14 protein-coding genes are annotated in these 15,673 nt (G+C 51.7%); 1 reads left to right on the top strand and 13 read right to left on the bottom strand.

Annotation, left to right across the window (positions count from 1 at the left end; genetic code table 11):
* Window positions 1-197: 197 nt before the first annotated feature.
* The 7 genes from galE to ruvA all read right to left on the bottom strand — a co-directional run bounded on the left by galE (window position 198) and on the right by ruvA (window position 8,702).
* The gene (gene galE, locus ACI3EW_RS07235; protein WP_118296755.1) at window positions 198-1,214 is read right to left on the bottom strand and encodes a UDP-glucose 4-epimerase GalE; all 1,017 of its coding nucleotides are present in this window, start codon (window positions 1,212-1,214) and stop codon (window positions 198-200) included.
* Window positions 1,215-1,489: 275 nt separating this feature from the next.
* Entirely contained in the window at window positions 1,490-2,920 is a 1,431-nt protein-coding gene (locus ACI3EW_RS07230) for a peptidoglycan D,D-transpeptidase FtsI family protein (RefSeq protein WP_485663340.1), read from the bottom strand.
* Window positions 2,907-4,241, bottom strand: a complete 1,335-nt coding sequence (locus ACI3EW_RS07225; protein WP_485663339.1) for an FtsW/RodA/SpoVE family cell cycle protein — start codon at window positions 4,239-4,241, stop codon at window positions 2,907-2,909. The genes ACI3EW_RS07230 and ACI3EW_RS07225 overlap by 14 nt, the downstream gene beginning before the upstream one ends.
* Window positions 4,242-4,251: 10 nt before the next feature.
* Entirely contained in the window at window positions 4,252-6,471 is a 2,220-nt protein-coding gene (locus tag ACI3EW_RS07220; protein ID WP_405582260.1) for a U32 family peptidase, read from the bottom strand.
* Between the two features lie 105 nt (window positions 6,472-6,576).
* Window positions 6,577-6,906 (bottom strand): cell division protein ZapA, encoded by a 330-nt coding sequence (locus ACI3EW_RS07215; RefSeq protein WP_118296761.1) that lies wholly within the window; start codon window positions 6,904-6,906, stop codon window positions 6,577-6,579.
* A gap of 112 nt (window positions 6,907-7,018) precedes the next feature.
* Window positions 7,019-8,020 carry a Holliday junction branch migration DNA helicase RuvB gene (gene ruvB / locus ACI3EW_RS07210; protein ID WP_405582265.1) on the bottom strand — a complete coding sequence of 334 codons (1,002 nt, stop codon included), beginning with the start codon at window positions 8,018-8,020 and terminating at the stop codon, window positions 7,019-7,021.
* 64 nt (window positions 8,021-8,084) lie between these two features.
* Complete coding sequence (gene ruvA / locus ACI3EW_RS07205; protein WP_118296765.1) at window positions 8,085-8,702, bottom strand: Holliday junction branch migration protein RuvA; 618 nt, start codon at window positions 8,700-8,702, stop codon at window positions 8,085-8,087.
* Window positions 8,703-8,892: 190 nt separating this feature from the next.
* On the opposite strand from ruvA, the gene ACI3EW_RS07200 reads away from it, so the two are divergent.
* Window positions 8,893-9,972 (top strand): ribonuclease H-like domain-containing protein, encoded by a 1,080-nt coding sequence (locus tag ACI3EW_RS07200; protein WP_405582269.1) that lies wholly within the window; start codon window positions 8,893-8,895, stop codon window positions 9,970-9,972.
* Window positions 9,973-10,101: 129 nt separating this feature from the next.
* Here the strand turns inward: ACI3EW_RS07200 and ACI3EW_RS07195 are convergent, their stop codons facing one another.
* The 6 genes from ACI3EW_RS07195 to ACI3EW_RS07170 form a co-directional block, all read right to left on the bottom strand.
* Entirely contained in the window at window positions 10,102-10,683 is a 582-nt protein-coding gene (locus ACI3EW_RS07195; RefSeq protein ID WP_118296769.1) for a DUF5662 family protein, read from the bottom strand.
* 98 nt (window positions 10,684-10,781) lie between these two features.
* Window positions 10,782-11,666 (bottom strand): Hsp33 family molecular chaperone HslO, encoded by an 885-nt coding sequence (hslO, locus tag ACI3EW_RS07190; RefSeq protein WP_118296771.1) that lies wholly within the window; start codon window positions 11,664-11,666, stop codon window positions 10,782-10,784.
* A gap of 3 nt (window positions 11,667-11,669) precedes the next feature.
* A complete protein-coding gene (locus ACI3EW_RS07185; protein ID WP_405582273.1) occupies window positions 11,670-12,431 on the bottom strand; it encodes a class I SAM-dependent DNA methyltransferase in 762 nt (253 codons plus the stop codon).
* Window positions 12,432-12,558: 127 nt separating this feature from the next.
* Window positions 12,559-13,074, bottom strand: coding sequence for an SEC-C metal-binding domain-containing protein (locus ACI3EW_RS07180; protein WP_021904246.1), 516 nt, complete (start codon window positions 13,072-13,074; stop codon window positions 12,559-12,561).
* A gap of 140 nt (window positions 13,075-13,214) precedes the next feature.
* Window positions 13,215-14,381, bottom strand: a complete 1,167-nt coding sequence (locus ACI3EW_RS07175; RefSeq protein WP_405582279.1) for an amidohydrolase — start codon at window positions 14,379-14,381, stop codon at window positions 13,215-13,217.
* The gene (locus tag ACI3EW_RS07170; RefSeq protein ID WP_021904244.1) at window positions 14,378-15,571 is read right to left on the bottom strand and encodes a M20 metallopeptidase family protein; all 1,194 of its coding nucleotides are present in this window, start codon (window positions 15,569-15,571) and stop codon (window positions 14,378-14,380) included. Before ACI3EW_RS07170 ends, ACI3EW_RS07175 begins: the two co-directional genes overlap by 4 nt.
* Window positions 15,572-15,673: the final 102 nt, after the last annotated feature.

The following is a 15,673-nucleotide window of genomic DNA, read 5'->3' as shown; positions in this document are numbered from 1 at the left end:
CATTCGGGCGTCTCGCGCGCGGTCGCCTGCGACAACCTTCCTCTTCGCGCGAGTACTCATCTTAGGGAGGCAGTGCCCTTTTTTAACAGGAAGTTCCATCGGTATTTCCTGTTAAAAAGAAAACTCCGGCAGGAATATCGACATTCCGCCGGAGTTTTCACATCCGTGACCATTTTCAGGTCGCCTGTTGTTTTCTTTTATGAACGATATCCGTTCGGGTTTTTGGACTGCCAGTTCCATGCATCACGGCACATATCATCGAGTGTTCTCTTTGCTTCCCAGCCGAGCTCCACTTTCGCCTTTGTCGCATCGGAATAGCAGGTCGCGATATCTCCCGCGCGGCGCGGCTTGATCACATACGGGATCTCTTTTCCGACCGCCTTTGAGAATGCGTGGATCACATCAAGAACACTGTATCCGTGACCGGTTCCGAGATTATAGATATATACCGCCGGCTTGTCCTCAAATTTCTTTAACGCCTTTACATGACCTTCCGCAAGATCCATCACATGGATATAATCGCGGACGCCCGTTCCGTCCGGAGTATCGTAGTCGTTTCCGAATACACCGACCTCTTTTAACTTTCCGATCGCAACCTGAGTGATGTACGGTGTCAGGTTGTTCGGGATTCCCTCCGGATCCTCGCCGATCAGGCCGCTCTCATGAGCTCCAACCGGGTTGAAGTAGCGGAGCAGGATCACATTCCACTCCGGATCTGCCTTCTGCATATCGGTAAGAATCTGCTCCAGCATGCTCTTCGTCTGTCCATACGGGTTTGTGCACTGTCCCTTCGGGCACTCCTCGGTGATCGGGACGAACGCCGGGTCTCCGTATACGGTAGCGGAGGAGCTGAAGATGATCTTCTTCACGCCATGCTTTCTCATCACGTCGAGAAGAATCAGCGTACCGGTGATATTGTTGTGGTAATATTCCCACGGTTTTGCCACGGACTCGCCGACTGCCTTTAATCCAGCGAAATGGATCACTGCGTCGATCTTCTCCGCGTCAAAGATCTTTTCCATCGCATCACGGTCCAGCATATCCGCCTTGTAGAATGTGATATCCTTTCCTGTGAGCTGTTTTACTCTTTTCAATGACTCTTCCGACGCATTGTAGAGATTATCAAAAACTACGACCTCATGTCCCTGCTCTAAAAGTGCCAGACATGTATGGCTTCCGATATATCCTGCGCCGCCGGTTACTAAAATTCTCATGATGAACCCTCCCCGAATATTGCCGTTCTGAGATACGGTTATTTTACTTTTTCGTTATCATTTTAACACCGCTGCAGATAAAAGGGAATATCATTTTTCTTTTATCCTATACAGATTTCTTTGTTACTCTTCACGGGTAGGAATTTTCTGAACTGAAAATTCCGTATGATACCGTTGGGGTCGCGGATTTTGCCGATTCGGAATGCGGAGCATCGGCAAAATCCTGTTATAGTGCGCGGGCATGGAGTGCCCGTGTACTGTAACATTTCTTTCCTTTACTGCAGCCACGCGTCAAACAATTTCGCCGCGATCGGAGCCGCAGTGTGTCCGCCGGAACCGCCTTCCTCGACGATCACGCAGACTGCGATCTTCGGATCATCCGCCGGAGCAAAGCCTACAAACCAGGCGTGGGTCTCTTTTGCCTTGTCGACTTCCGCAGATCCTGTCTTTCCTGCCACCTGGTAGGAATCCCGCTTCAAGGCGGATCCTGTTCCGACGTTGACAACCTGTACCATCAGATTCTTTAAGGCGTCCGCCTCGTTCGGCACCATCAGTTCTCCCGCCACTGACGGGGAAAACTTCCGGATCACATCGCCGCCGGAATTCTCCACATGATCCATCAGATACGGTTTCATCAGAATCCCGCCGTTCGCGATCGCTGCAGTGATCAGGAGGTTATGCATCGGGGACATCAGTGTCTGTCCCTGTCCGATACTTGTCTGCAGGACTTCCCATGTCTCTGCGTCCGGCTGCATCTTGAAGGTGCTCCTGCTGTACGGAATGTCGAGCGGCAAACTCCGGTTAAACAGCAGCTGCTCCGCAAGATTCCGGTAGCTTGTCAGATCAAGCTCTGTGCCGAGGTTCGCGAACGCTCCGTTGCAGGAGTTTGCAAACGCCTGCGTAAAGTCCTGGGACCCATGAGCCGTCTTGTGGTAGCACTGGATCTTATTATTCTCAAATGAAAAGATCCCGCTGCAGTCAAAGTGATAGTCATTGTATGCGCCCGGGTGCTCTCTCATATACTCCAGGGCCGTGACGATCTTGAAGGTGGAGCCCGGCGGGTAAAGTCCCTGGGTCGCACGGTTCAACATTTTTGCCTCCGTGCTGTCCCCGTTTACAAGGTCCTGCCAGTTTGCCGCCACCGTGTTCGGATCGAACGACGGTTTTGACACCATGCAGAGGATCTTTCCGGTATCCGGCTCGATGGCAATGACCGCTCCCCGGTTCTTTCCGAGTGCGTCCGAGGCGATCTGCTGCAGATTCACATTTAAGGTTGTCACCACATTGTCACCGACGCTCTTTCTCCCCATGATTTCATCCGCCGTCTGCTCGATCAGGTTTGTATGGGACCGCAGGAGGTCAAAGTTTGCCAGCGACTCGATTCCGGTCTTTCCCACCGTCGAATACCCCACCACATGGGCAAACAGACTGCCGTATGGGTACTCACGGGTCTCTGTCCCGTCAGAACCGGTCGCTGTCACGGTCCTCGCAAGCACGGTCCCGTCATCGGCAAGGATCTTTCCGCGGGTGACCCGGTCCTCGAAGATCGTCGCTCTGGCATTGTAAGGATTGTCGATCACCGTATCGCTCTTCACAACGAGAAAGTATCCCAGATAGATCCCCATCGCCAGAAATAAAAATACTGCTGCATACACAAACCAGAGGATATTCCGGTTTGCTTTCGGATTCGGTTTACTCTTCTTCACTTGAATGTTCCTCCTCCTCTTCTTCTCCGCGTTTTAAGACGTAGAGTCCCTGAATGACCTGGAATATGATAAATGTGGAGACGATGGAACTTCCGCCGTAGCTCACAAGCGGCAACGTCACACCCGTCGACGGGATAAACTTTGTCACACCGCCGATCGTCAGGAACACCTGTGTGATATAGACGCTTCCAAGCCCGAATGCAATCAGTTTGTAGAACATCGCCTGCATCTTCATCGCGATCATCATGAACTGCATATAGCAGCCAAGGCACAAAAACAGAACACAGAGCGCATAGAGCGCTCCCATCTCCTCGGAGATCGCTGCAAAGACAAAATCCTTGTCCACCACCGGGATCTTCTCCGGCATTCCACGGTATAATCCCATTCCGAACCAGCCGCCTGTTCCGATCGCGAACAGCGCCTGGGCAACCTGGTAGCCCTTGTTCGCGATATCAGACCACGGATCCGCCCAGGCCTCCACACGTCTTCTCACATGCGGGAAAAGGTAGTAAGCCGCGACCGCTGCAACGGATCCGCCTGCGATGCCTGCACCGAACCACAGATAACTGGATGTCGCGACAAAGAGCATCGTCATATAGGCCACGAAAAAGATCAGCGCACTTCCCAGGTCCTTCGAGAGCACCAGGACCAGAACATGGACCGCCGCAACAACGGTCGTCTTAATGATCGTGTCCCGGTCTGTCGACTGGTAGAACATGGCAGCCACAAAGAATACAAAGCTGATCTTTACAAACTCGGATGGCTGCACCGTAAATCCCCCGAACGTCAGGGAGAGCTGGGCTCCGTAGGAAGTATTTCCGATCACGCACACCACGGCGAGAAGCACAAGCCCCAGGATCCCGTAGACCCACGGAAACGTGACAAGCTGCCACACCCGGTCGATGATGAACGGGATGATCCATGTCACGACTGCTGCCACCACAACGATCGCAAACTGACGCATCGCCCGGTCGGGATTCAGTCTTGTCAGGATAATAAATCCCGTTGCCAGGAGCGTGCACATATTGTTGACGAGAAGCCTGGAGCTGTTCCGGTAAAACAGGCGGGTCAGATAGATATACAGCAGGAAAAACAGCACCTGCGCCCCATAAAAGGCCAGCATCGTCACAGATCCCGTATTCAGCCAGATCAGGACATTCGCCAGAAAGTGAAGCATAAACAGGCACACGAGCTGACGCCCGCAGACGCGGTCTTTTCCCTCCTCATCCCGTACGGAAAAGAAACGGAAATTGTAATAGGTATCCAGGGCAATGAGAAGGATCATCAGGTATCTCGATATTTGTATGATCAGATTCGTCAAAAATTATCACCTACTCTACTCCGCGCTTAAAATGTCCGCGCGTAAACTGATTTTTCAAAACAGACGGTTCTGCTGCCTTTTCTCCCAGAGCGTACTCCTCGAAAAACGCGTCCAGGATCTCGCCCGCAGCCGCCGGTTCCTCTACCGTAAAGTTCAGGCGGAGCGCCTTCGGTCCGAGTCCTTCCACCGAAGCCGAAAGTCCAAGAAGAGAAAGCGGAGCCGAGTTGTAGATCGTGTTATAACAAAAACGGCACTGATTCACCACCGGGAAACGCATCTCTTTGCGGTCCTTCAGCCACATGATCTCCGGTTTTCCGGAACATCCGAGCGTCGTCTTCCTGATACACTGTGCGGAGATCATCATCGGCAGATAGCCGTATACGATCATCTCTCCGTGGATCCCGGAATCCCGGATCTCCCGCTCATTCAACTCCACAGGAACGGTCAGACGGTCTGCCCCGTACTGCTCCATCGCCTCCCCGGCCAGGTGGTTCCAGGAATACATTCCCTGGTCAAAAAAGAGCGGCAGCCCGATCCCAGCTTCCTTAAGGAATCCCGGTTCTTCCATTGATCCGATCCCGAGAGCGTCAAAACCGGCGTTCTTTAAAAGATCCATCTGCTTTCTAAAATACTGCTCCGCCTCTTTCCGGAAGATTCTCGGCATCATCAGATAACATCTCACTCCGGCCTCATGGCAGCGGTCCGCAAGTTTTTTCCACTCCTGGGCATCAAAGCTCTCCGACGCCAGATAGATCCCGTATTCTCCCGCGGATAATTTCCGGTACATCTTGAACTTCCCGAGAACTGTCTCGAACTGTGCCTTTGTCTGGACAAACGCAGTAAATTCCGGGATCTTTTCCGACGGTTCCCTTACAGGAAGCGTCTCCTCTTCCTTTGTCGGAGGAACTGAGCTGTTTCTCCGATATCCGGAAAGGATCTCTTCCTTAAGTTTTTCCAGGACATCCCGACGCATCTTATTTAACGCCTGTACCGGCATGAACACATTTCCCTCGCACTCCACGGAGAGATCTGTGAAGGTGAACATGGAATCTCCCGTCTTTGAGAGCTGTTTCCGGATGCGCTCCGCGTCCATCGGGGCATTCTTTGCCTCCTCAGCAGGCTGGGATTCCTCCCAGGCCGTATTTCCGGCCTCATCTGACACAGAAAAATATCCCGCGTTTCCAACCGCGATATACGCATTTCCCGTCACCGGGATCTTCTTCTCCGTATTTACATAGGTGCGGTCCAGATAGTCGAAAAGCTCCTGGTTCACGTCGCGGTATTCCGGTTTTTCTTTCAGGACTACCATATCCCGGCCATTGTGGGCTCTGTAATAGCCCTGTGACTGCCCGCCGCGGTCAAAAAGGGCGAGCAGGGCGTCACGGTCCGCCTGGTCTACATGGTACCCGGCGCGGCCCTCTTTTAAATAGAGGTCCACATATTTCCGGTAAATGCTCACGACACCGGCCGTATAGCGCGGGCTCTTCATCCGTCCCTCGATCTTTAAGGAACAGACTCCTGCTTCCAGGATATCCGGGATCAGATCCAGGGTGCAGAGGTCCTTTAAGCTTAAAAGATACTTCTCGTTCTTTTTATTGACATATTTTCCATTCTGCTCCGCGTCAAAAGGCAGACGGCAGGTCTGGGCACAACGCCCTCTGTTTCCGCTGCGCCCGCCGATCAGACTTGAAAACAGGCACTGGCCGGAATAGCAGTAGCAGAGCGCCCCGTGGACGAACGTCTCCACCTCAAGCCCTGTATCATCATAGATCTCGCGGATCTCCTTCAGTGAAAGCTCTCTCGCCGGGACCACGCGGACAGCGCCTAACGACTTTAAGTCCCTCGCGCTGTACTTTCCCGTCACAGTCATCTGGGTACTGATATGCACCGGCAGATCCGGAAAGTGTTTCCGGATATAGGTGAGTGCGCCCATGTCCTGGACCAGGACAGCGTCCAGCCCCGCCTCGTAATATGGTTTCAGATAGGAATACAGATCCCACATTTCTTTTTCTTTGACGAGAGTATTGACTGTCATATAGATCCTGCATCCGTGAAGGTGCATAAAATCGATCGCCTTTACCATCGTCTCCTCATCCAGGTTGTTCGCATAAGCACGCGCGCCAAACCGGCTTCCGCCGATGTAGACTGCGTCCGCTCCCGCGTTCACCGCTGCCACCATACTCTCGTAGGAGCCGGCCGGTGCGAGGATCTCAACCGTTCTGTTCTTCATCTTGTCTCCTTCTTTACATCAGGATCTGCAGCTGGCTGGATCCAGCAGCTGCAGATCCGCACATATTTACAGTCACATTCCGGGGACAACCCGTATTTTCCCCGGCTAGTCCTCTTTCTGGGCAGCCTCCTGCTTCATCTGAAGGCTGATCAGCTCATGTTTCAGGCTGTAGATCTCTTTCTCCATCTCATCCTTCTGGGCGCGCAGCATCATCGCTTCCTGAAGCGTCTTAAAATAATCATCCGCAAGATTTAAGTAGATCATGACTTCCTGGTAATCTTTGTTCTGTCTTGTAAAACCCGGCTGCGCCTTTAATACGGCAACTTTTTCATTGATATAGGCAGCCACTTTCTGCAGATATTCCGGGTCTTCCGCTCCGCCCAGTGTATAGACGTTTCCATTGATCAGTACTTCTGTATAATTCTTCTCTTCCATTCCAATATTCCTCACTTTTTCTCCCCGCATGACCGTTCTTCTGCCTTCCGGTCAGCGAAAAGATCTATCTTAACTGGTAACTGTTTCATATTCTCACAGCTGTCATATTTTTTCATTCTTTTGCCGTCTCAAGTCCGAGATGTCTGTAGGCGAGATCCGTCGCCATTCTTCCTCTCGGAGTGCGCATGATGAGCCCGTTCATCAGAAGATACGGCTCATATACGTCTTCTAACGTCCCGGAATCCTCCCCGATCGATGCTGCTAACGTCTCCAGTCCCACCGGACCGCCGGAGAATTTCTGGATCAGCGTGAGGAGCAGGGTCCTGTCATTATTGTCGAGACCGAGTTTATCGACATCCAGGATATCGAGGGCAAAGTCCGCCACATCTCTTGTGATCGCGCCGTCATATTTTACCTGGGCAAAGTCGCGCACTCTCTTTAAGAGGCGGTTTGCCAGTCTCGGAGTTCCTCTGGATCTTCTGGCGATCTCGAACGCGCCCTCCTCATCGATCTCAACGCCGAGAACCTTCGCGGAGCGCTTTACGATCACACAGAGTTCCTCCGGCGTATAAAATTCCAGCCGCTGGATCACGCCGAAACGGTCACGGAGCGGGGCTGTCAAAAGTCCTGCCCTCGTCGTTGCGCCCACCAGCGTAAATTTTGGAAGATCCAGCCGGATCGAGCGGGCCGAGGAATCTTTTCCCAGCATGATATCGATGGCAAAATCCTCCATCGCGGGATATAATACTTCCTCCACCTGGCGGTTCAGTCTGTGGATCTCATCCACAAACAGGACATCGCCTTCCTGGAGATTATTTAAGATCGCGGCCATCTCCCCCGGTTTCTCGATCGCGGGACCGGAGGTCACTTTCAGATTCACGCCCATCTCGTTCGCGATGATCCCGCAGAGCGTTGTCTTTCCAAGTCCCGGAGGACCGTAGAAAAGCACATGATCGAGCGCCTCCCCGCGGCTCTTCGCCGCATCGATGAAGATCTTCAATGTGGATTTGATCTTCTCCTGACCGATATAATCTTTTAAATATTGCGGGCGCAGAGTCCCATCTATTTTCTTATCTTCTTCCGTCTCTTCGGTCGTAATGATTTTCCGGCTCATAATATTTCCTATCCTGTCTTAGTTTCTGCTCCTCTGATACCGAATTACCTCATACGCTGCGGTATCATAAAAACGCAAGATGTTTCAGCGCACCCTTTAACACATCCTCGGAAGTCATCGTTTCCGTGATCGTCACTTTCTTCACGGCCGTCTGTGCCTCGGATGCGGAATATCCGAGCGCTGTGAGTGCCTCCACTGCCTCTTTTCCGGCTTCCGCCATTCCGGAGAATTCCGTCTTTCCTGTCTCTTCCGGTTCCACCCCGGCAAACAGGACGTCCTCCGCTTTTACCTTGTCCTTGAGGTCAAGAATGATCCTCTGGGCCGTCTTTGCTCCGACACCGGGTGCCTTTGAGATCGCCTTCGCATCGCCGGAGAGCACCGCCATCCGCAGGACATCCGGCTTCAGGGCGGATAAGATCCCGAGCGCACTCTTCGGTCCCACTCCGTTCACCCCGATCAGCTGGCGGAACATCTCAAGATCCTGTTTCGAGAGAAATCCATAGAGGCTCATTCCGTCCTCGCGCACAGAAAAATAGGTATAGATCTTTACTTCCTCCCCAAGTCCCGGCAGTTCCCCGAGAACCGACGACGGAATAAAGATCCGGTAGCCGATATTCCCCGCCTCGACAACGACAGAATCTTCCCTCTTTTCCTCCAGAGGACCGCGTATATATGAAATCACTGGATGAACCTCCTTAATCATAATGCATGTCGTAATCATACCATAGCCGCCATTTAAGTGCAAGCAAAACCGCTGGTGGAATCGAACATATTTTCGATTTTATTTTATCGATGCTTCATTGACTTTCCAAAAGCCCACAGGTATAATCAGAAAACGCAGACACCGAACATAAACACTACAGGAAAAACGTATGATCACAATAGAAAAAACATTTCCCGGCACCATCGCCTACCCGTTAGAGCGCCTCGGCGACCCGGAAAAACTCGTCTTTTTTGACATCGAGACCACGGGATTCTCCGCTGACTACAACACGGTGTATCTCATCGGTTGTATCTGGCCGGAAGGAGATCAGCTCCGCTTTATCCAGTGGTTTGCCGACACAAAAACTGCCGAGGCCGATGTCCTCAATGCATTTTTTGAATTTTTAAAGAATTTCCGCACCCTCGTCCATTTCAACGGGGACATGTTCGATATCCCCTTTGTCACAAAGCGCGCCGGCACATTAAAGCTCACTCCCACGTTTGACTGCGTGGAAAGCATCGATATCTTCCGCCGGATCAAACCATTCAAAAAACTCCTCGGTCTGCCTGACATGAAGCAGAAGACCATCGAGCGGTTTTTAAAGATCAGCCGCGAGGATCTCTATAACGGCGGCGAGCTGATCGAAGTCTATCTGGACTATCTGAAGACCCGGGATGAGGAAGAAAAGCGCCTTCTTCTCCTCCACAACGAGGATGACTTAAAAGGAATGCCGTCACTTCTCCCAGTCCTCTTCTATCCGGACTTTTTCGCTCAGGATTTCACATTGAGCTCTGTGAGGGAAGCTTCCGGTGAGACGGACCGGCTTCTCCTCTCCCTGGCCGGAGATCCGGAAACGATCCTTCCGGCCCCGGTGAGTGCCTCTGTCCCCGCCTACGCTTTTCGGGCAGACAAAGACCGGATGGAGCTTTCCATCCGGGTCTACAAAGGCACATTGAAATATTACTATCCGAACTATAAAGACTACTACTATCTGATCTACGAGGACACTGCGATCCATAAGAGCGTCGGCGAGTTTGTTGACAAGGACGCCCGGATCAAGGCAACGAAGGAGACCTGCTATACGAAAAAAGACAGCGTCTTTCTCCCTCAGCCCGCGGATATCTGGGAACCGGAATTTAAAACTTCCTGCAAAGATAAAACAGGATTTTTTGAAGTCCGGGAAGACTGTTTTTCCGATGCCGAAAAACTGAATCACTACATCCATGAGATCTTTTCATTTCTGAAATGACCGCACATGAACACAGATCCCGCCCACGATCGTCATTTTCCGGGAACCGGCATGACAATGATGACAGCAGCCGACTGTGAGATCCTTCTCTCTTCCCGCTGCTGTCGTTTTGCCTGCACATCTGTTCCTCTAATAATCCCCGTCTCTCAGAAGTTTTCTGATATATGCGAACGTTTTTCTCTCGCCCTTTTCCTTTAACATCAGAAGGATCTTATCGAGACATGCCTTCGTCTCCGGATGCATGACGATAAATTCCTTGTTTCTGGAGAAATAGGTATACGGCGCCGCGTCCGTGTAATTCTTTCCCTGATAGATCTTAGATGCGGCGATCCGGTCCATGACCATCTCTGCCAGATAATTCACCGGCATCTTCACTCCGACGATCTTCCAGTTGTTTTCCGCTGTGGACACGTCAGTCCAGTACTCAAAATGATGCTTGTTTCTTCCTTTATGATGAAGCCATGCGGAGGAATATCCTTTCTCTTCCTTCTCCGCAGCATTCGGGCTTCTCGTTCCCTGATAATACTTTACTCCTGTCCGAAATTCCTCCCAGGAATATTTTGACAGGTCATGGAGCAGTCCCTGTTTAAACAGCCCCACCTTAAAACATCCTTCCATGACAACCAGCTTGTGGTGCGTGATCGTCAGAAAATGATGCCATGCATTGCAAAGCAGCCGTTTTTCCTCATCATTTAACTTAACAGAACTCATATCTTTATTTCCTTATCTTCCGGACCGTTCCATCTTCCGGTGTGCGATCCGGCAAAGATCCATATTTTTGTAGAGGTCTGCCCGCGGCGGATCCTCAGTTACTCTCTTGTCGCCTTTTTTAACATCTCACCCAGTTCATCCACAGAGAATTTATAATGTTTGTTGCAGAACTGGCAGTTGACCTCGATTTCTTTTCCCTCATCGATCATATCCTGGATCTCTTTTCTTCCGATGCTGATGATCGCCTTCTCCACTCTGGAACGCTCACAGTCGCAGTGGAACTGCACCGGCATCTTCTTTAAGATCTCAAGTCCGAACTCCCCGAGAATATCTGTCAGGATCTCCTCCGGAGTCTTTCCTGCATCGAGAAGGGATGTGATGGAGGAAATTCCGGAAAGCTTTGCCTCAAGGCGGTCGATGATCTCATCGGATGCGCCCGGAAGAAGCTGGATGATAAAGCCGCCGGCCTGACGGACGGTATTGTCTTTGTTCATCAGGACTCCGAGAGCGACGGAGGACGGAACCTGCTCGGATGTTGCAAAATAGTAAGTCAGATCTTCCGCGATCTCACCCGTGATGAGCTGTGTCTGTCCCACATACGGCTCTTTTAAACCGATATCCTTGATCACACTCAGGACGCCGAGTCCCAGGGAACCGCCGACATCAAGCTTTCCCTGCGCATTCGGCGGCAGCATGACATCCGGATTGAACGCGTATCCCTTTACATCGCCCTTTCCGTCAGCAGTCACTAAAAGTCCTCCGATCGGGCCGTCTCCCTCGATCCGGAGTGTCAGGAGTTCTCCTTCCCCCTTTAAGTCGGATCCCATCATGGCAGCCGCCGTCATGAGACGTCCCAGGGCAGCCGTCGCGATCGGGCTTGTATTGTGGGCATTCTTCGCGGTTTCCACCATCTCTTTTGTCGTTGCGGCAAAGGCGCGGATCTGTCCGTCCGCAGCCGTCGCACGGATCATATAATCATTCATGCTCTATTTCCTTTCTTTTCCATGTTCTCTCGCGATCACATAAACACGCTCGCTGTCTTTTCGCGGCGGATTTTTCGTAAACGCGTCATAAACGGCAACAAATTCCATGCCTGCCTCACTGATCGCGCGTTTCACTTCCTCCAGGGAATACGCCCGCTGGTAGTGCGTCTCGTGATATTTCCGGAAAAGGTCTCCCTCTTCCCGGACGAAGATCGACAGGTCGTAGATATTGATCTTTTCCTCTTCTTCGTACTGGTTGTCCCAGATAAAGCTGGAGTCGTCCCGGTCCTCGGCGATCGTACTGTCACCCATGATCTCCCGGTATTTGTACTCGGTATTCAGATCAAAGATAAAGACTCCGCCCGGATCGAGATAGTTGTTGACCAGGCGGAACACCTCCGTCAGATCCTCCGGCTCCAGAATATAATTTATACAGTCACAGATGGAGACAACCGCCGCCACCGTGCCGTAAAGCTCAAATTCCCTCATATCCTGGCAGAGATAGAGGATATCGCTTCCGGATTTTTCCTTCTTTTCCAGGGCAAGTTCCAGCATTTCTTCGGAATTATCGACTCCGATCATATCGTAGCCGGACTTTGCCAGAAGCTCCGTGAGACTTCCAGTCCCGCAGCCGAGATCCAGGAGCAGTCCTTCTGAAACTCCCTGCTCTTTTAAAAGTCCTGTGAGATACTCACACCACTCTTCATATGGGATATTGTCCATGAACGTATCATAGACAGCGGCAAATCCTGTATATGCCTGCATTGTTTTTTCTCCTTATCAATCCGCGGTCACAACTGTATCACACAGAATTTTCCGTTCAGAAAATTCCTGCCCGTGTACAGTAATGAAAAAGCCACTACCCGCAATAGGTAATGGCTTACGTTTCATCTTATGCGTTGCGGCCGCAGCACTTTTTGTACTTCTTTCCGCTTCCGCACGGACACGGATCGTTCGGGTAGATCTTGTGGCCCTGGCGGCGTACGGTTCCGGAAGCTTTCTGCTTCTTGTAGAGCTCGGTTCTTGTCTCAGCGGAGAGGATCTCTGTCCACTGCGGAAGCTCATAGAGCCAGGAAGCCTTTGCCTCTACCATATTGTAGTAAAGCTTCTCCGGATCGATCTCGATCTTAACAACAGTATCCTCTGTCATTGTGTCGATCGGGTTCTCATATCCCTTTAAGCTCTCGTTGATTCCATCGAGGAAACCGGTCATAATGAGAACTTCTGTGCCATACTTCTCAGCAAGCTCTTTTACAGTTCCCTCAACAACCTCTGTCGGGTTGGAGAGGATCTTCTCGTAGATGCCTTTCTCGATCGTAAAATAGTTTGTCCAGAGTTCTTCTTTCTTTTTATCATCGAGACCGTCGCCGTAAGCGAGGTTTCTCCATGTTTCAAGTAATGTTGCCATATCAGTTCCATCCTTTTCGTATACTGTTTCTATTCTTTTCCGCACCGCCGAGCTCCAAAAGGGCAGACTGGTACAGGAAACGTCTAGAGCGTATTATAACATAGGATATTTTTTCTGTAAACAGGAAAATTGGCAAAAGGTTATTCCAAATAGTCTAATGCAAACTGCGCATAGATCCCTGTGCCGTGGAACAGAACGTCCTCATCCACATCGAATGACGGATGATGATGCGGTGCTGTGACGCCTTTTTCCTCATTTCTGCAGCCGAGATAGCCGAACACGCCCGGGACATGTTCCGTGTAGACGCTGAAGTCCTCGGCCCCTGTCATCTTCTTTAACGGGATGAGTGCTTCCTCGCCCATCTCCTCCGCAGCCGCGCGTCTCGCTGTCTTCACGAGCTCCTCATTGTCATTGATCAGCGGGCTCGGTCCGAAATAGTAGTCAAACTCCGCTGTACATCCATATCCTTCGACCGTCGGCTCCACGACCTTTTTGATCAGCTCCGGCATTCCGTTCCGGAATTCCCGGTTGAAGGCTCTCACCGTTCCGACAAGCTCCGCCTCATCCGCAATGATGTTCTCCTTTGTTCCCCCGTGGAACATTCCGACGGAGACGACGAGTGCATTGAACGGGTCATTGATCCTGCTCGGGATCGTCTGGAGGACCTGGATCGCCGCCGCCGCCGCCAGGATCGCGTCTTTTCCGAGATTCGGGGCACTTCCGTGTGCTTTCTGACCATGGATCTTTATCGTAAAGCGGTCGCTGCACGCCATCCGCTCGCCGGATTCAAAGTTTGCGGTTCCGGTCGGCATCGTCGCCCAGATATGCATTCCGAAGATCGCATCCACGCCTTCCAACGCCCCGCGTTTTACATATTCCTCCGATTTTCTTCCGATCTCCTCCGCCATCTGGAAGATCAGCTTCACGGTCCCGTGAATTTTATCACGGTTTGCACTTAAGATCTTCGCAGCTCCGAGCAGCATCGCCGTGTGGCAGTCATGACCGCAGGCATGCATTACGCCCGGATTTTTGCTGCAGTATGATTTCCCCGGATTTTCCTGGATCGGGAGCGCATCGATGTCCGCGCGCAGCATCACGGTCTTTCCCGGCATCGTCCCCTCGATCGTTCCGACGCAGCCGGTGATCCCGTCGAATTCCTGTACCGGGATCCCCATCTTTGTAAGCTCCGCTTTGATGAACTTTGTCGTCTCAACTTCCTGCGTGCTGAGTTCCGGATGTTCATGGAGATGGCGGCGGCACGCGATCACATATGCTTCCTGTTCTTTTGCAAGTTCCTGTACTCTCATCGCTCTTCTCCTCCCTTTTTCTCCAGATAATCTGCGGCAAACTGCGCGTAGAACGCAGCTCCCTTTTTCAGGATCTTCTCGTTGACTCTGAATTTTCCGTTGTGGAGCGGATAGATGTCCTTGTCGTTCTCATCATAGCAGCCTAAAAATGCGAACATGGAAGACGGGATATGATCCATCACATAGGAGAAGTCCTCACTTCCGCTTGCCTTCTTCGCCTCAGCCCATGCACCCGGTCCGTAGAGCTTTTCCGCAGCCTCCCTGGCGATCTTCGTAAGCTCCGGATCCCCGTTTACAACCGACGGCTCCAGATAGGAATATTCGAGCTCCGCCGTGCATCCTTCCGCAGCTGCGATATCCGTCACGATCCTTCTCATGGTCTCCTCGACCATCGCCCGTGTCTCCTTCGCGTAACAGCGGACAGTTCCTTCCATGACAGCGGTGTCCGTGATGATGTTGAACTGGGTTCCCGCGGAGACCTTTCCGACCGAAACGACCAGCGAATTCAACGGATCATTCACACGGCTCACAATGTGCTGGAGTCCGAGCAGGATCGAGCTCGCCGCGACGATCGCGTCCTTTCCGAGATGCGGCATGGAGCCGTGGGTCGAAATGCCGTGGACCGTGATCTTAAAGTTGTCACAGCTTGCCATCAGCTCTCCATCTTTGATAAGGACCTGTCCGGCAGGGCCTGTCGGCCACACATGCATTCCCATCGCCGCGTCGATCCCTTCCAGATATCCGTGATCCACATAGTAATGGCTTCCGATAAACGCCTCTTCCGCCGCCTGAAACAGGAGTTTTACAGTTCCCTTTAATTCCTTTTCCTGCTCCTTTAAGAGTCTCGCCGCCCCTAAAAGTATCGACGCGTGGCAGTCATGGCCACAGGCATGCATCACGCCCGGAGTCCTGCTCGCGAAATCGACTCCGCTCTCCTCCATGATCGGGAGTGCATCGATGTCCGCGCGGAGCAGGATCGTTGGTCCGTCTCCTTTTTCTCCTTTTATGGTCGCGATGCAGCCCGTATAATCCGGGAATGTCTGCACCGGGATCCCCATTTTTTCAAGTTCTGAGACGAGATATGCCGTTGTCTCTTTCTCCTCGAAAGAAAGCTCGGCATGTTCATGGAGGAAATGGCGGTCTTTTATGATCGCACTCTCTGTTTCCTCTGCTCTTTTTGCAAAATTCATAAGTGCTCCTTTCTTAACAAGTAAAAAGAGCACTGCACGGCATAACTGCCATCTCATGCGGTGCTCTTTTTTACTATAGTTCTTTTATCTGCTCAAACATTT

The sequence above is a fragment of the Pilosibacter rotomagensis genome, from assembly GCF_045062245.2.
Lineage (GTDB): Bacteria > Bacillota > Clostridia > Lachnospirales > Lachnospiraceae > Pilosibacter.
This window is presented reverse-complemented; position numbering and strand designations above follow the sequence as displayed.